General features: G+C 73.3%; 17 protein-coding genes. 8 read left to right on the forward strand and 9 right to left on the reverse strand.

The features are described 5' to 3' along the window. Window positions 1–83: 83 nt before the first annotated feature. On the forward strand, window positions 84–1,142 hold the full coding sequence (locus ITJ64_RS07870) for a magnesium and cobalt transport protein CorA (protein ID WP_194680111.1): 1,059 nt from the start codon (window positions 84–86) through the stop codon (window positions 1,140–1,142). Between the two features lie 39 nt (window positions 1,143–1,181). Here the strand turns inward: ITJ64_RS07870 and ITJ64_RS07875 are convergent, their stop codons facing one another. After that, window positions 1,182–2,246 carry a hypothetical protein gene (locus tag ITJ64_RS07875; RefSeq protein WP_194680112.1) on the reverse strand — a complete coding sequence of 355 codons (1,065 nt, stop codon included), beginning with the start codon at window positions 2,244–2,246 and terminating at the stop codon, window positions 1,182–1,184. Between the two features lie 171 nt (window positions 2,247–2,417). Between ITJ64_RS07875 and ITJ64_RS07880 the strand changes: the two genes are divergently transcribed. Continuing rightward, window positions 2,418–3,020, forward strand: a complete 603-nt coding sequence (locus tag ITJ64_RS07880; protein WP_228508423.1) for a TrmH family RNA methyltransferase — start codon at window positions 2,418–2,420, stop codon at window positions 3,018–3,020. Between the two features lie 45 nt (window positions 3,021–3,065). Here ITJ64_RS07880 and ITJ64_RS07885 read toward each other — a convergent pair whose 3' ends face one another. Both ITJ64_RS07885 and ITJ64_RS07890 read right to left on the reverse strand, forming a co-directional pair. Beyond that, the gene (locus ITJ64_RS07885) at window positions 3,066–4,052 is read right to left on the reverse strand and encodes an EamA family transporter (protein WP_194680114.1); all 987 of its coding nucleotides are present in this window, start codon (window positions 4,050–4,052) and stop codon (window positions 3,066–3,068) included. A 160-nt stretch (window positions 4,053–4,212) separates the two neighbouring features. Then, window positions 4,213–4,476, reverse strand: a complete 264-nt coding sequence (locus ITJ64_RS07890; RefSeq protein ID WP_173182273.1) for a hypothetical protein — start codon at window positions 4,474–4,476, stop codon at window positions 4,213–4,215. 165 nt (window positions 4,477–4,641) lie between these two features. On the opposite strand from ITJ64_RS07890, the gene ITJ64_RS07895 reads away from it, so the two are divergent. Continuing rightward, window positions 4,642–5,484, forward strand: coding sequence for a hypothetical protein (locus ITJ64_RS07895; RefSeq protein ID WP_194680115.1), 843 nt, complete (start codon window positions 4,642–4,644; stop codon window positions 5,482–5,484). Window positions 5,485–5,625: 141 nt separating this feature from the next. Then, window positions 5,626–5,865: a hypothetical protein gene (locus ITJ64_RS07900; protein WP_194680116.1), complete on the forward strand. Its 240-nt coding sequence runs from the start codon at window positions 5,626–5,628 to the stop codon at window positions 5,863–5,865. A gap of 36 nt (window positions 5,866–5,901) precedes the next feature. Here ITJ64_RS07900 and ITJ64_RS07905 read toward each other — a convergent pair whose 3' ends face one another. Continuing rightward, on the reverse strand, window positions 5,902–6,747 hold the full coding sequence (locus ITJ64_RS07905; RefSeq protein ID WP_194680117.1) for an MBL fold metallo-hydrolase: 846 nt from the start codon (window positions 6,745–6,747) through the stop codon (window positions 5,902–5,904). 148 nt (window positions 6,748–6,895) lie between these two features. Between ITJ64_RS07905 and ITJ64_RS07910 the strand changes: the two genes are divergently transcribed. Continuing rightward, a complete protein-coding gene (locus ITJ64_RS07910) occupies window positions 6,896–7,303 on the forward strand; it encodes a DUF3054 domain-containing protein (RefSeq protein WP_194680118.1) in 408 nt (135 codons plus the stop codon). Window positions 7,304–7,439: 136 nt separating this feature from the next. Continuing rightward, a complete protein-coding gene (locus ITJ64_RS07915) occupies window positions 7,440–9,209 on the forward strand; it encodes a molybdopterin-dependent oxidoreductase (protein WP_194680119.1) in 1,770 nt (589 codons plus the stop codon). Between the two features lie 180 nt (window positions 9,210–9,389). Here ITJ64_RS07915 and ITJ64_RS07920 read toward each other — a convergent pair whose 3' ends face one another. Genes ITJ64_RS07920 through ITJ64_RS07935 form a run of 4 tightly spaced genes read right to left on the reverse strand, consistent with a single transcriptional unit; the run spans window position 9,390 to window position 13,858 of the window. Beyond that, window positions 9,390–11,456 carry a YhgE/Pip domain-containing protein gene (locus tag ITJ64_RS07920; RefSeq protein ID WP_194680120.1) on the reverse strand — a complete coding sequence of 689 codons (2,067 nt, stop codon included), beginning with the start codon at window positions 11,454–11,456 and terminating at the stop codon, window positions 9,390–9,392. Further along, window positions 11,453–12,223, reverse strand: coding sequence for a hypothetical protein (locus ITJ64_RS07925; RefSeq protein ID WP_194680121.1), 771 nt, complete (start codon window positions 12,221–12,223; stop codon window positions 11,453–11,455). The genes ITJ64_RS07920 and ITJ64_RS07925 overlap by 4 nt, the downstream gene beginning before the upstream one ends. After that, window positions 12,220–12,906: a TetR/AcrR family transcriptional regulator gene (locus ITJ64_RS07930; protein ID WP_194680122.1), complete on the reverse strand. Its 687-nt coding sequence runs from the start codon at window positions 12,904–12,906 to the stop codon at window positions 12,220–12,222. Before ITJ64_RS07930 ends, ITJ64_RS07925 begins: the two co-directional genes overlap by 4 nt. Before the next feature lie 37 nt (window positions 12,907–12,943). Next, window positions 12,944–13,858, reverse strand: a complete 915-nt coding sequence (locus ITJ64_RS07935) for a LysR family transcriptional regulator (RefSeq protein ID WP_194680123.1) — start codon at window positions 13,856–13,858, stop codon at window positions 12,944–12,946. An 88-nt stretch (window positions 13,859–13,946) separates the two neighbouring features. On the opposite strand from ITJ64_RS07935, the gene ITJ64_RS07940 reads away from it, so the two are divergent. Both ITJ64_RS07940 and ITJ64_RS07945 read left to right on the forward strand, forming a co-directional pair. After that, complete coding sequence (locus ITJ64_RS07940) at window positions 13,947–17,576, forward strand: bifunctional proline dehydrogenase/L-glutamate gamma-semialdehyde dehydrogenase (RefSeq protein WP_194680124.1); 3,630 nt, start codon at window positions 13,947–13,949, stop codon at window positions 17,574–17,576. A gap of 127 nt (window positions 17,577–17,703) precedes the next feature. Then, window positions 17,704–18,054, forward strand: a complete 351-nt coding sequence (locus ITJ64_RS07945) for a hypothetical protein (protein ID WP_370545090.1) — start codon at window positions 17,704–17,706, stop codon at window positions 18,052–18,054. Between the two features lie 54 nt (window positions 18,055–18,108). On the opposite strand, the gene ITJ64_RS07950 is transcribed toward ITJ64_RS07945, so the two are convergent. Further along, complete coding sequence (locus ITJ64_RS07950) at window positions 18,109–18,696, reverse strand: Lrp/AsnC family transcriptional regulator (RefSeq protein WP_194680125.1); 588 nt, start codon at window positions 18,694–18,696, stop codon at window positions 18,109–18,111. Window positions 18,697–18,734 lie beyond the last annotated feature (38 nt).

Consider the following 18,734-nt stretch of genomic DNA (forward strand, 5'->3'; position numbering starts at 1 on the left):
CGCGGGGTGGGCGTCCGAGGCGGGCGCCGCCGCGCATCCGCCCGGTCACCATGCGTTCATCTGCCCGACGTACGCTCGCCCCCATGCCCCTGATCGACAACGCGGTGTACGTCGCCGGCCGCCGCGCCCGCACCCCCCAGAGCCTCGACGACACCTACGCGCTGATGCGGCAGGACGGCGGCATGGCCTGGATCGGCCTCTACCGCCCCGACGAGGCCGAGGTGCACTCGCTCGAGACCGAGTTCGACCTGCACCACCTCGCCGTCGAGGACGCCCTCACCGGACACCAGCGCGCCAAGCTCGAGCGCTACGGCGAGACCCTGTTCGTGGTGCTGCGGCCGGCCCGCTACGTCGACTCGAGCGAGGAGGTAGAGTTCGGCGAGGTGCACGTGTTCATCGGGCCCGGCTTCGTGGTGACCGTGCGGCACGCCGAGTCGCCGAACCTCGCGGCGGTGCGGCACCGGCTCGAGGGCAACCCCGAGCTGCTGGCGCTCGGGCCCGAGGCGGTGCTCTACGCCATCCTCGACGAGGTGGTCGACGAGTACTCGCCCGTGGTGCGCGGGCTGCAGAACGACATCGACGAGATCGAGAAGCAGCTGTTCGGCGGCGACACCGACGTGTCGCGGCGCATCTACGACCTCCTGGGTGAGGTGATGGATTTCCAGCGGGCCGTGCATCCGCTGATCACCATGCTCGAGGCGCTGCTGCGCGGGGCCGACAAGTACGCGGTGGACCTCGAGGTGCAGCGGGGGCTGCGCGACGTGCTCGACCACGTGCTGGCGGTGGCGGGGCACGCCGACGCTTTCCGGGCGACGCTGCAGAACGCGCTCACCGTTCACTCGACGCTCACCACGCAGCGTCAGAACGACGAGATGCGGCGCATCTCCGAGGCGAGTCTCGCGCTCGCGGATGACACACGGAAGCTGTCGGAGACGAGCATCCAGCAGGGCGACGAGGTGAAGAAGATCTCGGCGTGGGCGGCCATCCTGTTCGCGCCGAGCCTGATCGGCACCGTCTACGGCATGAACTTCGACCACATGCCCGAGCTGCACTGGACGTTCGGGTACCCGCTGGCGCTCGTCGCGATGGTGGGGATGGGCGTGGGGCTGTACCTCGTCTTCAAGCGCAACCGCTGGCTGTAGCCGCCCGCTTTCGGCCGTTCCGGTCGACTTCGGCCGGCTCTAGCTGCCCTCGGCCGGCATCGGGGCGGATGCTCGGCCGCCCCCGGGCTCGAGGCCGTCGTGCCGCGGCAGCACGGCCCGTCGGCGGAAGTGCCCGAGGGTCATGAGCAGCACGCCCAGCGCGATCCACGCGGCCAGCACCAGCCACGCCGCCCACGTCGGCGCGGCCGGGAAGTAGGACAGGTCGCGCAGCAGCGTCGCCCCCGCCCCCGGAGGCAGGAACTGACCCACCGCACCCCACGGCGCGGGCAGGAACTGCACCGGCTGCGCCGCCCCCGAGATCGGGTTGCCGACGAGCATCGCGAGCACCGCACCCACTGCGATGCCGGGCGGGCCGATCAGCGAGGTCATGCCCACGATGAAGGCGCTGACCGAGACCACCGCGGCCCCCACGGCGAGCCCGTTCAGCACGGGGTTCCCCTGCAGGATGCCGAACCACCCCTGCCCGATCACCACCACCACGGCGCCGACCACCACCCCGTAGGCGAGCACCCCGACGAGCCGTCGCCAGACCCCCGCGACCAGCAGCGAGACCGCGATGCCGCCGATCATGCCGCCGATCACCAGGGGGAAGGCGAGGGCCGTGAGACCGGATCCCCGCGCATCCGTCGCCGCCAGCGGAACCACGTCGGTGACCTCGATCGTGGGCACGGCATCGGCCGCGACGCCCTGCGCCTCGAGCTGCTGCGCGAAGACGCCCTGCAGCTGCGCGGCGAGCTGCGTGAAGACCTGGCTCGCCGCGACCCCGTTCGCCGAGGCGGTCAGCACCTCGGGCACCGACTCGTCGGCGATGACCGCGCCGAGCACCGCGCGGCTCTCGATCAGGGCGACGGCGTCCTCCCTCGAGGATGCCCGGCTCACGTCGAACGTCGCCGACGCCACGGTGTCGAGCTGCTGCGCGAGCGCCTCGGCCGCCGCGCCCTCGCCGGTGACGACCACGGGAACCGCGTGCACGGTCGATGTGACCGACGGCCAGGTGAAGGCGAGCACGAACACGCCGACCACGGCGGCGGCGAGCACGCTCACCACGGCGACGCGGCTCCAGCGGGTGACGGGGCGGTTCATCGGTCTCCTGGGGTTCGGGCGCGGGCGCGGGGTGCGGCTTCCGCGTGCGGGGGCACCCTCCATCATCGCCGGTAGCCTGGGCGGGTGACGGATGCGCGCGCGAACGACGAGGGACGAGCATCCGCCGACCACCCCACGCCGCCCGAGCCCGGCCCCGGCCCGAGCCACGAGCTGAGCGCCGGCGGCGTCGGCCCCTGGATCGGCGAGCGGCCCACCGACCCCTGGTACGACCCCGAGCTGCTCGAGCGCGGGGACACGCGGAACGTGGTCGACCGCTTCCGCTACTGGCGGATGGACGCGATCGTCGCCGAGCTCGACCGCACCCGGCACCCCTTCCACGTGGCGATCGAGAACTGGCAGCACGACCTCAACATCGGCTCGATCGTGCGCAGCGCCAATGCCTTCGCGGCCGAGACGGTGCACATCGTGGGCCGCCGCCGCTGGAACAAACGCGGCGCCATGGTGACCGACCGCTACCAGCACGTGCAGAACCACCCCGACGTGGCGGCACTCGTCGCGTACTGCGCCGCCGAGTCGCTGCCGATCATCGCGATCGACAACGTGCCGGGCAGCGTCATCATCGAGACGTTCGACTTCCCGTCGCGGTGCCTGCTGCTCTTCGGCCAGGAGGGCCCGGGCCTCTCGCCCGAGGCGCTGGCGGCGGCGGATGCGGTGGTCGAGATCTCCCAGTTCGGCTCCACCCGCTCGATCAACGCCTCGGCAGCCGCGGCGGTGGCGATGCACGCCTGGATCCTCCAGCACCACCCCTTCTGACCGTCGGCACGGGAGGAGAATCGCGCCGATGGGCCCGTATACGGGCTATCGCCCGGATTCTCCTCCCGTGCCGACGGCGGCGGGGCGCTCGCCGAGGGGCGGCTCGGCGGCGGCGGCGCGCTCGCCGACGGGCGGCCCGGCGGGCGCGGGACGGGGCGGGCGGCGGCCGCGCCACGGGACCGTCGCGATGAGCACCCCCGCGATCACGATCGCGCCGCCCACCAGGTCGCCGACGTTCGGCACCTCCCCGAGGATCAGCCACGCACTCGTGAACCCCGCCACCGGCACCAGCATCGAGAACGGCGCGACGCGGCTCGACGGGTTGCGCTTCATCAGCGTCACCCAGATGCCCGAGCCGACGACCGTGCCGAGCAGCACCGTGTAGGCGAGCCCGATCAGAGCGGGCAGCGCGTCGAGCGTGAACGCGGTGGCGAGCGACTCGCCGATGCGCTCCGGCCCCTCGACGAGCAGCGACAGGATGAGCAGGGGCACGGGCGGCACGACCGACATCCACATCGTGAGCCCGAGCGGGCTGACCGGCTTCGCCTGGCGGCTGCAGATGTTGCCGAACGCCCAGCCGAGCGCGCCGAACAGCGTCAGCACCACCGGCAGCAGCGCTGAGACGCCCGCCCGTTCGGCCGCGATCACGCCGAGCCCGGCGACGGCGATCAGGATGCCCACCCCCTGCACCACGGTCAGCCGCTCCCGAAGCCACAGCGCGGCCAGCACCACCGTGAACGGCGCCGAGGCCTGCAGCACGAGCGAGGCCAGCCCGGGCGGCATGCCGGCCGACATCCCCGCGTAGAGGAACGCGAACTGCAGGATGCCGAACCCCAGCCCGTACCCGAGCAGCCACCGCACCTTCACGCCGGGCCACTTCACGAACAGCACCGTCGGGATCGCCAGCACCAGGAACCGCAGCGCCACCAGGAAGAACGGCGGGAAGTGCTCCAGCGAGAAGTGGATCGCCACGAAGTTGACCCCCCACAGCACGGCGACGAGGGCGGCGAGGAGGCGATCGCGGAGGGGCACGGTGTCAGCCTCGCGGTGGGCGTCCGGCTGCACAAGCGATCATCGCTTCACCGACGATGTGGCGCAGGTTCACAGTGGGGCGGATGCGCGGCGGGGCCGCGGCGCGGGTGCCGTGCGCGCATCCGCTCGTCACCCGCGCCCGCGAGCCGCCGCGCGAGGGTCAGCGGCCGTGCTCGGCGAGGATCGTGTCGAGGTCGATGCGTTTCAGGAGGCCGGCCCAGTCGAAGGAGCGGGCGGCGTCAATCGCGTCGTCCTCGGCGACGACCTTGCCGTTGCGGTGCACGGTGACGCCGGCCGGCGCCTCGGCGTTGACGATGCGCAGGATCTCGTCGTTCACCGCCTCGGTGTCGAAGTCGGCGCCGTAGCGGGCGTAGACGTCGGCGTTCACGGTGTAGTTCAGCACGGTGATGTCGGTGTGGGTCATCGCCTCAGTCTGACGCAGAGGCGGCGGGCGCGCATCCGTCGGATGTCTGAGGCGGATGGCTGAGGCGGGTGTGCGAGGCGGGTGTGCGAGGCGGCCTGTCCTGTTGCGGACATGTCCGGAAGCGGCGGTTGTCCTGGGCCCGGGCCGCCGTGAGACTCGGCTGTGATGACCATCGACTCCCTCGCCCCCGTGCCCTCCGGTGTCGGCCGGCGCACCCTGCTGGGCGCGGCCTGGTCGGCCCCCGTGATCCTCGCGGCCGTCGGCGCTCCCCTCGCCGCCGCCAGCGACGGCGGGCTCACCGCCACGCTGACCTGGGTCGACCCGCCCGGCGTGCAGAAGGAGTCGTCGCTGCTGCTGCTCACGCTGAAGCCCGGCGTGGGCGGCGCACCGGTGGTGCGCGGAACCGGCACGCTGACCCTGACGGTGGTCGAGGGCTACGCCGAGCCGGCGAAGGACGTCGTCGCGCCGTCGGGCTGGACGGTCTCGAAGAACGGGCGCTCGATCACCATCGTCGCCCCGCCCGGCGTGACGGCGGGGGCCAAGGGGTTCAACGTCGAGTTCGGCGAGCTGTCGGGCAACTGGACGACGCTCGCGACCTGGACCGAGAGCGGCGCCACCGGGTCGGTGACCTCGAGCATCGAGGTCGGTCCGCGCGGGTTCCCGACGATGGCCTGGACCACGAACCCCGCGGTGCACGGAGGCACGTCGACCCTGCGGCTGACGGTTCCGTCGAACAGCTATGCGCTCGGCTACCAGGGGGTGCTCATCATCACCCCGCTGTCGGAGGACTCGGTCGTCACCCTGCCGAGCGGCTGGACGTTCGAGGAGCCGTACCTGGGCGGCCAGCTCTTCTCCGGGCCGCTCACGACCGCCGGAACGTTCGACTTCCCGGTCGCGTTCGCCGCGGGCACCGAACCGGTGACGGTCAATGCGCAGTGGATCGCGCCGAGCGCGCCGGGCGCGACTCCGGCCACCGCGAAGCCGGTGCTGCAGCTCGCGCCGGCCTGAGTCCATTCGGCCTGAGTCGCGCCTGCGTCGTGCCGAGTCGCGGGCCTGAGTCGGGCCTGACCCGTCCCGGCGTCCGGCCGCTGAAGGGCTTCGTGGCGCCGAGCCCCTTGCGGGTCGGGATGACCGGCATAGCGTGAGGGCATGGACAACTCAGACATCCGCTGGAACGACGAAGCGCGCGCCAAGATCCTCGACGACGCCGACAACGTGCTGCGCGAGGCCGTCTCGGCCGTCGCGGCCTCCCACTCCGACGCCACCTCCGACGAGGCGTACGCCGAGCTGAACCGGCTCCTCAAGGACCGGTTCATCGACTACGAGCCGGGGCCGGACGTGCGGAAGTACGCGGACGCAATCGTCGCGGGCGAGGTCTCGGCGGGCTGACCCGGGCGTCAGCCCTCGGCCGATGAACCCGGGGCGTCAGCCCTCGGCCGACAGGGCGGCGTAGCCCGCGCGGAGTGCCGAGCGCAGGGACGCGTCCGGCCACAGCCCGAGCAGCTCGGCCGGGAGTTCGGCGCCCGCGACCGTCGCACCGGAGTCGTGGGCCCGCCGCACGAATGACGCCACCTGCTCAAGCCGGTCGGCCTGGCGCTCGCCGAACGCCCGGTCGACCACCGCGCCGTGCCCCGGCACGATGACGTCACCGTCCCCGATCCGCCCGAGGACCGAGCGCAGCGCCGCCGGCCACCCCAGCGGGAACGAGCCCGAGCCGAACATCGGCGCGCCCGACTCCTCGATCACGTCGCCGAGGAACCAGACCCCCGCGTCGGGCACGTGCACGGCTAGGTCGGTGTCGGTGTGTCCCGGGTCGATCGGCAGCAGCTCGATCATCCGCTCGCCCGGGTCGATCGTGAGGGGTGCGTCGACGAGCACTGTCGGCGGGGTCAGGTGCACGCCCGCCCAGTTCTTGTCGGGCTCGCGGGTCGGGTCGGCCTGCACGGCGGCGAGCCGCGGGGCCTCGTGCTGCTCGAAGTGCCGCGGAACGAGCACATGCCCGTAGATGCCGACCCCGTGCGCGGCGAAGCGCTCGTTGCCGAAGGTGTGGTCGTAGTGGGCGTGCGTGTTGATCGCGGCGACGACCGGGCGCCGGAACTCGGCGACCACGTCGCGCAGGATCTCGTCGCCCTCCTCGGGGCTGTTCCGCGTGTCGACGATGGTCACGCCGGTCGGCCCCACGATCGCCCCCACCGACACGTCGACCGGCTCGTACCGCCGCACGAAGACCCCGTCGCCGACCTCGGCCCATCCGCTCACGTCGCTCGTCATGCGGGTCACGGTATCCGGATGCGCGCCGCGCCGCCCGGGCCCCGCCCCCCTCGTGGCGCCGCGCGCCCGCCGCTGCTGCTGCCCGTCCCACTCGTGGTGCCCCGCCCCTCCCATCCGCCGCTGGGGCGGCGGCGCCTAGGATCGAGCGGTGACCTCCTCCGCCGCCCCGACCGCTCGCCGCGCATCCGCTCGGGCCGTCGTGATCGCGGCCGTCGTCGACCTCGTGCTGGTGCTGCTGTTCGTGGCGATCGGGCGACGCAGCCACGACGAGGGCGACGCGCTCGCCGGATTCGCCGTCACCGCGTGGCCCTTCGTCGCGGGCGCGGCGGTCGGCTGGCTGGCCTCTCTCGGCTGGCGCCGCCCCCTCGCCGTGTGGCCCACCGGCGTCGTGGTGTGGCTGGCGGCGGTCGTGCTCGGCATGCTGCTGCGCGTCGCGAGCGGCCAGGGCGTGCAGCTGAGCTTCGTCATCGTGACGACGATCGTGCTGGGCGTCTTCCTCGTGGGCTGGCGCGCGATCGCGGCCCTCGTGCGCCGCCTCCGCGCCCGCCGCCGCTGACCGCGTGCCCTGACTCGCCGCCGCTGAACGGCCGCACCTCCCGGGCCACCACCGCGCCGGCCGCGCCACGCCCACGCCCACGCCCGCGCCACCACCGCGCACGGCGCACCCCCAGGCCCGGGTACGAAGATGAGGCATGCGCTGGAAACTCTGGGCCGCCGCCGCGGGCCTCGCCTCGGCCGCCGCCGTGCTCGCGATCGCCGAGGTCATCGCGGTGTTCGCGGGCGCGTCGACGAGCCCGCTCTTCGCGGTCGGATCCCTCGTCATCGACCTCGCCCCACCCGGCGTGAAAGACCTGGTCATCCAGCTCTTCGGCACCGGTGACAAGGCCGCGCTGCTGACGCTGCTCGGCGTGGTCGTGGCGGTGCTCGCCGCCCTCGCCGGCCTGCTCGAACGGCGTCGCACCCCGTTCGGCGTAGCCCTCCTCGTGCTCGTCTCGGGCATCGCGGTGCTCGCGGTCACCACCCGCTCCGGCGCCGGCCCCCTCTCGGGCCTGCCGACGGTCGTGGGCATGATCGCCGGTGCCCTCCTGCTCCGGATGCTCGCCCAGCGCCTCCGCGCCTGGCAGGCCTCCACCACCCGCCCCCTCGCCGCCCCCGCCCGCGTGCCCGTCGCCGCCCGGGCGGCCGCTGCTCCAGGCGCCTCCCGCACCTCCACCTCCGCGGACGCGACCCAGGCCCCCACCGTCCCCGCCACCTCCCGCGCCTCCACCACTGCGGATGCGACCCGGGCCCCCACCGTCCCCGGAGGCCCGGCCGCCGACAGCGCGTCCCCCTCTTCCGCCGGCCCCGCCACCCAGACCGCGACTCCGGCCGCCGCGCCCGGCGCAGCCCGCGTCGATCGGCGGCGGTTCCTCGTCGCGACCGGCGTGACCGCCGTCGGCGCCGTGTTCGCCGGCGTCATCGCCCGCAGCATGAACGCCGCGGCGTCGGCGGTCACCGCCGCCCGCGAGGCCATCACCCTCCCCGCCGCCGCCACCCCCGCGCCCGCCGCCCCAGCCGGAGCCGAGCTCGGCCTCGACGGCCTCGCCTCCTACATCACCCCGAACGCCGAGTTCTACCGCATCGACACCGCCCTCCAGGTGCCGAGCGTCGACGCGAGCACGTGGTCGCTGAAGATCACCGGCATGGTCGAGGAGGAGATCGAGCTGTCGTGGAACGATCTCGTCGCGCTGCCGCTGGAAGAGCATCCGGTCACCCTCGCCTGCGTCTCGAACGAGGTCGGCGGAGACCTGATCGGCAACGCGCTCTGGCTCGGCTACCCCATTCGCGAGCTGCTCGCCCGTGCGAAGCCGCTGCCGGGCGCCGACATGGTGCTCAGCCGCAGCATCGACGGCTTCACCGCCGGAACCCCGCTCGAGGTGCTGCAGGACCCGGATCGCGTCGGCATCCTCGCCGTCGGCATGAACGGCGAACCGCTGCCCGTCGAGCACGGATTCCCCGTGCGCGTCGTCGTCGCCGGCCTCTACGGCTACGTCTCGGCGACGAAGTGGGTGACCGAGCTGCAGCTCACGACCTTCGCCGAATCCGAGGGCTACTGGACGCCCCGCGGCTGGTCGGCCCTCGGCCCGGTCAAGACCGAGTCGCGCATCGACGTGCCGCGCGCCGGCACCTCGATCTCGGCCGGCACGGTGCCGATCGCGGGCGTCGCCTGGGCCCAGCACACCGGCATCGAGAAGGTCGAGGTGCGCGTCGACGACGGCCCCTGGGCGGATGCGCGGCTCGCCGACACCGCCGGCATCGACACCTGGGTGCAGTGGGTCTACGAGTGGGACGCCACCTCCGGCGACCACACCGTCTCGGTGCGGGCGACCGACCGCTCGGGCTACACCCAGACCTCCGACGAGGCGCCCCCGGCCCCCGACGGCGCCTCGGGCTGGCACACCCGCACCCTCACGGTCTCCTAGCCCTGGGCCCCGCCCCCGCCCGCCCGCACCCCGGAACCTTCGCGAGTGGTCACTTTTGGCGGTGACACGCTGCGACTTCGCGCCGAAAGTGACCACTCGCGAAGGGGAAGGGGGCGAGGGGGAGGGGGAGGGGTGGCGGGCGCGGGCGCGGGGTGTGGCGGGCGCGGGCGCCGGCCCGCGTCAGCCGATGAGCGAGGGGCGGAGGTCGCGCAGCGTGCGGTGCCGCGTCATGCGCCGCGCCCCGAGGTACGACACGAGCAGCGCCCCGAGCAGCCAGAACACGAGCGCCCCGGCGTCGGCCCCCGCGAGCGACACGTCGCCTCCGTACATCAGCTGCCGGATGCCGTCGACCGCATGACTCATCGGCAGCACCTGGTGCAGCACCTGCAGCGGCCCGGGCAGCGTCTGCCACGGGAACGTCCCGCCCGCCGTCACCAGCTGCAGCACCATCAGCACCAGCCCGAGGAACTGCCCGACGCTGCCGAGCAGGATGTTCAGGGCCAGGATGATCGTCGCGAACGTCGCCGAGGTGAGCACCATGAAGCCGAGCATCCCCCACGGGTGCTCGACCTGGTAGCCGAGCGCGAGCGTGATGATGCCGAACACCGCGAGCATCTGCACCGCACCGAGGAGCGCAGGCGCGGCCCAGCCGGCGGTGGTCGCCGTGAAGGGCTTCTTCATCGCGGTCAGCGCGCGGCGCGACAGCGGCTTCACGATCAGGAACAGCGCGTAGATGCCGATCCAGGCCGCGAGGCTGATGAAGAACGGCGCCATGCCGGCCCCGTAGTTGCTCGCCTTGGTGACGGCGTCGTTGTCGACCGCGACCGGGTCGGAGATGGTCTGGGCCGCGGTCTCGCGCTGGTCGGCGGTCTGGTTCGGCACGTCGTCGAGTCCGGATGCGAGGCCGTCACGCAGCTCGTCCGCCCCGCTGTCGAGGGTGCCGAGTCCGCCCGCGAGGTCGAGCGAGCCCTGGGCGAGCTGCGTCACTCCGCCCGCCAGCTGGGACGCACCGGACGCCGCGGAGGCGATGCCGTTCGTCAGCGTGGGGGCGGCGTCGGCGAGCTGCTGGGTTCCGGCGGCGAGCTGCGAGGCTCCGGAGGCGGCGGTCGCGATGCCGCCCGAGAGCTGCGGAGCCGCGTCGGCCAGCTGCTGCGTTCCGGCGGCGACGGCTGCGCTTCCGGCGGCGAGCTGGCCGATCTGGGTGTTGGCGGCCTGCACCTTGGTGTTGCCGTCGTCCACGGCGGTGGCGATCTGCGCGATGTCGGCGAGGAGCGCCTGCTTCTCGGCGTCGGTCAGGCCGGGGGCGGCGGCGATGGCCGCCTCGGCGTCGGTGCGCACGGCCGCAGCCTGGTCCACCGCATCCTGAACCTGGGTCGCGAGACCCGAGGCCGTTGTCGCGAGCTGGGCGTTGCCCGCCGCGACCTGCTGCGCGCCGTCGTTCAGGCGCGCGGTGTCGTCGGGCAGGGAGGCCGAGCCGGCCTGCAGCTGCTGCAGCCCGCCCGAGAGCTGCTGGGCGCCGTCGTTCAGCTGATTGGCCTGGTCGGGCAGCGCGGCCGAGCCGGCTTGGAGCTGCTGCAGCCCGTCGGCGAGCTGGAGCGCGCCGATGTTCGCGGTGCCCGCCCCCGAGGCGAGCTGCTGGCCGCCGTCGCTCGCGGTCGCAGTGCCGTCGGCGAGCTGGTCGGCGCCGTCGACGGCGGTCGTGAGGTTCTGGCGCACGGTGGCGAAGCCGTCGAGGAGCTTCAGCGCCGCCTCCTTGCCGACCTGCTCGGTGATGCTGGCGCGCACCTTCTCGGCGACCTGGCCGGCGATCGTGGTGGCGAGGAAGCTGTTGGTGTCGTTCGTGGTGAGCTCGACGACGGCCTGGGTAGGGGCGTCGCCCTCGGCGCTCGTGAGCGCGGTCGAGAAGTCGGGGCCGAGCGTGAGGATGAAGTCGTAGGTGCCGTCGCGCACGCCCTGTTCGGCGGTGTCGGCGTCGGTGACGATCCAGCCGACGGACTCGTCCTCGAGAAGCTGGTTCTCGACCTGCGTGCCGTAGTCGACCGGTTCGCCGTCGACGGTGGCGCCGGTGTCCTCGACGACGAGCGCGACGGGCACGTCCTTGAGGTTGCCGTAGGGGTCGTTGTTGGCCCAGAGGTAGAGCCCGGCGTAGAGCACGGGCACGAGCATCAGGGCGACGAGGGCGAGCTTCGCCATGCCGGTCGCGGTGAGCCGCTTCAGCTCGGTGGCGACGAGGTGGTAGATCTTCACGCGTGTGACTCCGGTTCGGTGTCGGTGAGTTCAGTGGTGGGCGCCGGCGCGGGTGGCGCGGCGAGGTGGGCGGCAGGATGCGCGGGAGGGGCGCTCGCGGCGGCCGTGGGCTCAGCGGCCGCGGCTTCGGCGGCGGCGCGGGCGGCCGCCTCGCGGGCCGCGGCCTCGCGGGCGTCGAGGAGGGGGCGCACGAGCTGCGCCGAGGGGGCGCCGCAGACCACGAGCACCGCGAAGTCGCGGGCCGCGAGGTCGTCGGCGATGTCGAGCCACTCGTGCGGGTCGCCGCCGTGCCGGTCGGGCGAGGCGAGCACGAGCGCCCGCACCCCGCGCCGGAACGCGGCCAGCTCCACCATCAGCCGGATGCGCAGCGCCGCCGGCACGTCCCCCACCCGCACCGTCGCGTAGTCGCCGGCACCGGCGTCGGCCAGCATCTGGGCGACGGCCGCGCGGGAAGCGGCGCGATCCGAGAACATCAGCTCCTCGCGCACGACGTCGCGCAGCTGCAGGTCGGCGGCGGGCTCGCTCACGTCGGGGGCGTCGACGAGGGCGACGAGTTCCCGGATGCGCGCCGAGTCGTCCACGCCGTCGAGCGTGACCGAGCCGCTGTCGGGCGTCATCCGCCCGCTCAGGATGAGCGAGAGCACGGTCGGCTGGTCGCCGACCTCGGCCTCGGCGACGGTGACCCGCCCGGTCTCGAACTCCACGTCGCGCTGCGGCAGCGGGATGCCCGCGTGCCCCTTGCTCACGCCCTGCGCCACGATCCTCATGCCCGGCCCCCTTCGTCAGAAGCGTCAGAGGAGTCGGTGTCCCCGGCACTCCACGGCGCGAGCACCGCCGCCGGGATCGACTCCACCAGCGCATCCGCCTCCCGCCACGACAGCCCCGCGACCGACAGCCCGACGGTCATCACGAGCCGCCGCCCCTCGGCCTCGTCGAGGTCGGTGCGCACGGCGACGTCGAGCACGCCGATCGCCGCATCCTCGATCAGTTGCGCGAGCGACTCGACGGGCACGCTCTCGCGAAAATAACCCTGAGAGACGCCCGCGCGGGTGGCCCGGCGAACGGATGCGCGCACCGGCGACAGGGCCGACGCCACCGTCTGCTCGAGCGGCCCGTGCACCGCGAGCTGGGCGAGCACGCGCACCTGCTGCACCTCGGCCCAGATGGCGGCGCCGATCAGGGCGAGGTGGATGCGCGGGTCGTCGTGGTGCACGTCGGCCAGCGCCTCGGAGATGCGGGTGCCGCCGCGGGTGAGCAGCTCGGCGAGCAGCTCGTCGCGGGAGGAGAAGTGGCCGTAGAGGGCGCGGCGCGAGAGACCGGCCTCGGCGGCGACGGCGTCGAGCGACGCCTCGGGGTCGCGGCGGAAGACGACCGAGGCGGCGAGCACGATGGCCTCGCGGTTCTCGAGGGCGTCACGCCGCGGGGCGCGGGGGGAGAGAGTGGTGGACACGCCCCCGATTCTACTAACTTGCACACTACTGTGCAAGTTATCCCGTGGTGGACGCCCGCCACGAAGCCGCCGAGGCCTCGAGGGCCGCCCGCAGCGCGCTGATCGCCGACGATCCGCTCGCCGAGGCCCGGTGCGCCGTGAAGATCGTGCGCCGCGGGGCGCCGGGCGGCGTGACCAGCCGGCAGGTGGTGGGCCGCCCGGCCCAGACCAGCTCGGGCATGAACGCCACGGCGTTGCCCGTCTCGATCAGCCGGATCTGCGTCTGCAGATCCGCCGTCTCGTAGCGCACGTCGGGTTCGAAGCCCGCGACGCGGCAGAGCTGCTCGGCGAAGTGGCGACTCGCGGTGCCCTGAGGTTCCATCACCCAGGGCATGGTGCGGGCATCCTGCATCGTGGCCAGCGGATGCGGGCTGGCCGCCTCGCCCGGCAGCGCCAGCTCGACCGCGTCGCTGGTGAGGTCGTGCCGCTCGAGACCGCTGAGCCAGGGGGCCGAGTGCGCCGGGTACTCCTCGCCGACCACGAGGTCGAACTCCCGCGCCCAGGTGTCGTGCAGCGCCTGGCCGGGTTCGCGCTGCGCCATCTCGATGCGCACGTTCGGATGCTCGTCGGTCATCGATCGCAGGGCCGGGGGCATCAGGGTGAGCGCCGCCGACTGGAACACCGCGACCCGCAGGGTGCCGCTGACCGTGTCGAGCGAGGACTGCAGCGCCACGTCGGCGCGCTCGAGCGTGTCGAGCAGCTCGGCGGCGGAGGCCACCAGCACCTCGGCCTGGGGAGTGAGCTGCAGGCGTCGTCCGGTGCGGCGGAACAGGGGCACGCCCGCCTCGCGCTCGAGGGCGCTCAGCTGCTGCGACACGGCCGACGGGCTGAAGCTGAGCGCTTCGGCGACGGCCGCGATGGTGCCGCGGATCGCCAGTTCGCGCAGCAGCACGAGTTTGCGCACGTCGAGCATCCGGACCCTTCTCTGTTCACGTCAGCTTACGCATATGCATCAGCAACCATCGCTTTTGCTGAGGCTTGCCGTGACGGAGCATTGCTGCATGACCGATCTGACGGATGCGCCCCGCGCCACGACCGATGCCGCTGTGACCGGAGCCGCCACGACCGATGCCGCCGCTGCCCGCCGCGAGCAAAGCACCGACACCGCCGCCCTCGCCGACGAAGTCGTCGCGCTGGTGCGCCGCTGGCTGACCGAGGCCGCGAGCCACGAGTCCGACGCCTCGGCCACGCGCCTGGCCGGCGTGCTCGCCGACCCCAAGGGCCTCGATTTCACGGTCGGGTTCGTCGACGGCGTGGTGCGCCCGGAGGACCTGAAGGTCGCCGCCGCCACGCTCGCCCGCATCGCCCCCGACGTGCCCGCGTTCCTGCCGCTGCCGCTCCGCGCCGCGGTGCGCCTCGGCGGCGTGATGGCGCCGGTGCTGCCCGGCGTCGTGGTGCCGATCGCGCGCCGTGTGCTGCGGCAGATGGTCGGCCACCTCGTGATCGACGCCACGGACACCAAGCTCGGGCCGGCGATCGCGAAGATCCGCAAGCCGGGCACGCGCCTGAATGTGAACCTCCTCGGCGAGGCCGTGCTGGGCGAGCAGGAGGCCGGGCGACGGCTCGGCGGCACGATCCGGCTGCTCGGCCGCGACGACGTCGACTACGTCTCGATCAAGGTCTCGTCGACGGTCGCCCCGCACGCGCCCTGGGCCTTCGAGGACTCGGTCGCCGACGTGGTGGCGAAGCTCATCCCCCTCTTCGCCGAGGCCGCGAAGCCGCTGAAGAACGGCCGGCCTGCGAAGTTCATCAACCTCGACATGGAGGAGTACAAGGATCTCGACCTCACCCTCGAGGTCTTCATGCGCCTGCTCGACCGGCCCGAGTTCCGGCAGCTCGAGGCCGGCATCGTGCTGCAGGCCTACCTGCCCGACGCGCTCGCCGCGATGATGCGCCTGCAGGAGTGGGCGGCGAAGCGCCGAGCCCACGGCGGCGCCGGCGTCAAGGTGCGCCTGGTGAAGGGCGCGAACCTGCCGATGGAGCAGGTCGAGGCCTCGCTGCACGGCTGGCCGCTCGCCACCTGGGGCACGAAGCAGGACTCCGACACCAACTACAAGCGCGTCCTCGACTACGCCCTGCACCCCGACCGCATCGGCAACGTGCGGCTCGGCGTCGCGGGCCACAACCTCTTCGACCTCGCCTACGCCTGGATCGTCGCCGGCCGCCGCGGCGTGCGCGACGGCCTCGAGTTCGAGATGCTGCTCGGCATGGCGCAGGGCCAGGCCGAGGCGGTCAAGCGCGAGGTCGGCTCGCTGCTGCTCTACACGCCGGTGGTGTCGCCGAAGGAGTTCGACGTGGCGATCGCGTACCTGATCCGGCGCCTGGAGGAGGGCGCGTCGCAGGAGAACTTCATGTCGGCCGTCTTCGAGCTGAACGACCGGCCCGAGCTGTTCGAGCGCGAGCGCAGCCGCTTCACGGCGTCGCTCGAGGCCCTCGACACCGCGGTGCCGCCGGCCCGCCGGGTGGCCGACCGCTTCGCGGAGGTGGGCCGATCGGCGCCCGGCCGCTTCGTCAGCACGCCCGACACCGACCCGTCGGTGGCCGTCCACCGCGAGTGGGCCGACGGGATCCTGGCAAAGATCGAGGGCAGCACCCTCGGCATCGACACCGTCGCAGCGGCACGCGTCGAGACCGAGGCCGAGCTCGAGCGCATCGTCGCCGCAACCGTTCAAGCCGGTCGCGCGTGGGCGGAGCTGGGGGCCGCCGAGCGCGGCGCCATCCTGCACCGCGCCGGCGACGTGCTCGAGGAGCGCCGGGCCGAGCTGATCGAGGTGATGGCCGCCGAGGCCGGCAAGACCATCGACCAGGCCGACCCCGAGGTCTCGGAGGCCGTCGACTTCGCCCACTACTACGCCGAGCGCGGCCTCGAGCTCGAGGCCGTCGAGGGCGCGACGTTCGTGCCCGCCCGCCTGACGCTCGTCACCCCGCCGTGGAACTTCCCCGTCGCCATCCCGGCCGGCTCGGCGCTGGCGGCGCTCGCCGCGGGCTCACCCGTGCTGTTCAAGCCGGCGGGCCTGTCCGCCCGCTCGGGCGCGCTCGTCGCCGAGGCGCTCTGGGCCGCCGGCGTGCCCGCCGACGTGCTGCGGCTCGTCGACGTCGACGAGGAGACGCTCGGCCGCCAGCTGGTCTCGCACCCCGCCGTCGACCGGGTCATCCTGACCGGCGCGTTCGAGACGGCCGAGCTGTTCCGCTCGTTCCGCCCGTCGTTGCCCCTCCTGGCCGAGACGAGCGGCAAGAACGCGATCATCGTCACCCCCTCGGCCGACCTCGACCTCGCCGTCAAGGACGTCGTCGCCTCCGCCTTCGGCCACGCCGGCCAGAAGTGCTCGGCCGCGTCGCTCGTGGTGCTGGTCGGCTCGGTGGCGTCCTCGCCCCGCTTCCGCTCGCAGCTGATGGACGCGATCTCCTCGCTGCCGGTCGGCCTGCCCCACGTCGCGTCGACCCGCATGGGCCCGCTGATCGAGGCGCCCGGCCCGAAGCTCCGGGAGGGGCTGACGACCCTCGGCGCGGGGGAGTCCTGGCTGATCCGCCCGCGCGCCCTGAGCGACGACGACGCCCGGCTCTGGAGCCCCGGCCTCCGCGACGGCGTCGCCCGCGGCTCGGCGTTCCACCGCACCGAGTACTTCGGCCCGATCCTCGGCATCATGACCGCGGCCACGCTGGAGGAGGCCATCGACATCGTCAACGAGGTCGACTACGGCCTCACCTCGGGCCTGCATTCGCTCGACCGCGGCGAGATCTCGACCTGGCTCGACCGTATCGAGGCCGGCAACCTCTACGTCAACCGCGGCATCACCGGCGCCATCGTCGAGCGCCAGCCCTTCGGCGGCTGGAAGAAGTCGTCGGTCGGCGCGGGCGCCAAGGCCGGCGGACCGAACTACCTCGTGAACCTCGGGTCGTGGGTGCCGGCGGCGCCCGCTGCCACCATCGGGTCGGTGCCGGCGACCGTCTCGGCGACAGCCACCGGCTCGGCGACAGCCACCGGCTCGGCGCCCTCCGCCGACGCGGTTCCGGATGCTCCCGCCCTCCTCCCCGCCGTCACCGCCGTCCTGGCCGCCGCCCGTCGATCGCCCCTCGTCGACGACGACGCCCTGGCGTTCCTCACCCGAGCCGCGCGGAGCGACGCCCGCGTCTGGAGCGACCGCTTCGGCGCCGCCGTCGACGTCTCGCAGGTCGCCGCCGAGCACAACGTGTTCCGCTATCGCGCGGCGGGCGGCACGGTGGTGCGGGCGGGCTCGGCGGCTCCGGCGGTCGAGGTGCTGCGCGTCGTCGCAGCGGCGCTCCGCAGCGGCGACGCGGCCACGGTCAGCATCGGCGCCCCCGAGCTCGCCGCGCTGCTCGAGGGCCTGCCGGGCGGGCTGCCACTGACGGTGCAGGTCGAGACGGATGCTCAGTGGGCGGCGTCCCTCGCCGGGCAGGCGCCGGCGCGCATCCGCCTGATCGGCACCCCCGCCGACGAGGTCGTGGCCGCCACCGCCGGACGCCCCGACGTCGCCCTCTGGGCCGGCCCGGTGACGGAGGCCGGTCGCCTCGAGCTGCTCCCGTTCCTGCGCGAGCAGGCGGTCTCGATCACGGCCCACCGCTTCGGCACCCCAGACCGCGCGCTGGCCGAGCTGGTCGAGGCGCTCTGAGACGAATCGCACGGGCCGCGGCCCCGCCGGGACGGTTTCGTCCAGATCGTCGCGAACGTGGCCTGAAGGATTCGACGAAATGCCCGATGCATCAGGACGACACCCGTCGTCGGGCATACTCCTTGACGTGAACGAAGCCCCCACCGCCCCCAGTCTCGACGGCCGCGAGTTCGTGATGGAGTCCTCGACCAACAGCGCGGTCGACCCCGCGTCGCCGTCGCGGTTCCACTATTTCGAGCGCGACGGCGTGATCTGGGGCGACTACGACGGCGACACCGTGACCTTCGGGCGCTTCGTCGGCACGCGCACCGGGGACGCCCTGCAGGTCTCGTTCGCGCACCAGATGCTCGACGGCGTCACCGTCGTCAGCGGCACCGGCGGAAGCCGGGTCGAGCTCGACGCCGAGGGCCGCGTGCGGCTCGTCGAGGACTTCGAGATCGACGGCGTCGACCACGTCAGCATCTGCGTCGAGGTCTGACCGGAGCCATCGGCAGGGGCCTGCCCGGTGCCGGCGTGCGAGCGCCCACCCGCCTCAGCTGCGCGCCGCGTCCCGCCCGTTCCCCGCGGTCGTGAACCGCGTCATCCCCAGCCGATTCGTCGATCCCGAGCGGTCGGGGATGTCCGAGGGCAGCAGATAGGCCTTCCGCACCACCTCGTCGAGCACCACCACCGACACCACCGACTTCACCTCGGGCCGCGCCGCCACGACGCCGGTGACGAAGTCGTGCACGCCCCCGATGTCGAGCGAGCGCACCAGCAGCATCGCGTCGTGCTCACCCGTCGTGATGCAGCAGTACTCGACGTCGGGCATCTGCAGGATGCCCTCCCGGAACCGGTGCCACGACTGCGGATGCACCGTCACGAACACCAGCGCGCAGACGTCGAGCCCCACCTTGCCCGGGTCGACCTGGGCCGAGAACCCGGTGATGACCCCGGAGGCCGTGAGCTGCTCGACCCGGTTGTAGACGCTCGCCCGCGAGACGTTGACACGCTCGGCGAGGGCCGACATCGAGATGCGCCCGTTCTCCCGGAGGATGGCGAGGATGCGCAGATTGACCTCGTCGAGGCCGCCCCCGCTTTGTCCAGCGGCCGGGGTCACGGCCTGATCGGTGATCGACATATCCGACTCCTCACCCGCCGACGGCGGCATTTCGTCCA

It is taken from the genome of Herbiconiux sp. VKM Ac-1786, assembly GCF_015350805.1.
Classification (GTDB): domain Bacteria; phylum Actinomycetota; class Actinomycetes; order Actinomycetales; family Microbacteriaceae; genus Herbiconiux.

Excerpts from the sequence above, each read along its gene's own strand:
- ITJ64_RS07870 (WP_194680111.1), top strand. The coding sequence starts at position 84 with ATGCCCCTGATCGACAACGCGGTGTACGTCGCCGGCCGCCGCGCCCGC.
- ITJ64_RS07875 (WP_194680112.1), bottom strand. The coding sequence starts at position 2,246 with ATGAACCGCCCCGTCACCCGCTGGAGCCGCGTCGCCGTGGTGAGCGTG.
- ITJ64_RS07890 (WP_173182273.1), bottom strand. The coding sequence starts at position 4,476 with ATGACCCACACCGACATCACCGTGCTGAACTACACCGTGAACGCCGAC.
- ITJ64_RS07895 (WP_194680115.1), top strand. The coding sequence starts at position 4,642 with ATGACCATCGACTCCCTCGCCCCCGTGCCCTCCGGTGTCGGCCGGCGC.
- ITJ64_RS07900 (WP_194680116.1), top strand. The coding sequence starts at position 5,626 with ATGGACAACTCAGACATCCGCTGGAACGACGAAGCGCGCGCCAAGATC.
- ITJ64_RS07905 (WP_194680117.1), bottom strand. The coding sequence starts at position 6,747 with ATGACGAGCGACGTGAGCGGATGGGCCGAGGTCGGCGACGGGGTCTTC.
- ITJ64_RS07915 (WP_194680119.1), top strand. The coding sequence starts at position 7,440 with ATGCGCTGGAAACTCTGGGCCGCCGCCGCGGGCCTCGCCTCGGCCGCC.
- ITJ64_RS07925 (WP_194680121.1), bottom strand. The coding sequence starts at position 12,223 with ATGAGGATCGTGGCGCAGGGCGTGAGCAAGGGGCACGCGGGCATCCCG.
- ITJ64_RS07935 (WP_194680123.1), bottom strand. The coding sequence starts at position 13,858 with ATGCTCGACGTGCGCAAACTCGTGCTGCTGCGCGAACTGGCGATCCGC.
- ITJ64_RS07940 (WP_194680124.1), top strand. The coding sequence starts at position 13,947 with ATGACCGATCTGACGGATGCGCCCCGCGCCACGACCGATGCCGCTGTG.
- ITJ64_RS07950 (WP_194680125.1), bottom strand. The coding sequence starts at position 18,696 with ATGTCGATCACCGATCAGGCCGTGACCCCGGCCGCTGGACAAAGCGGG.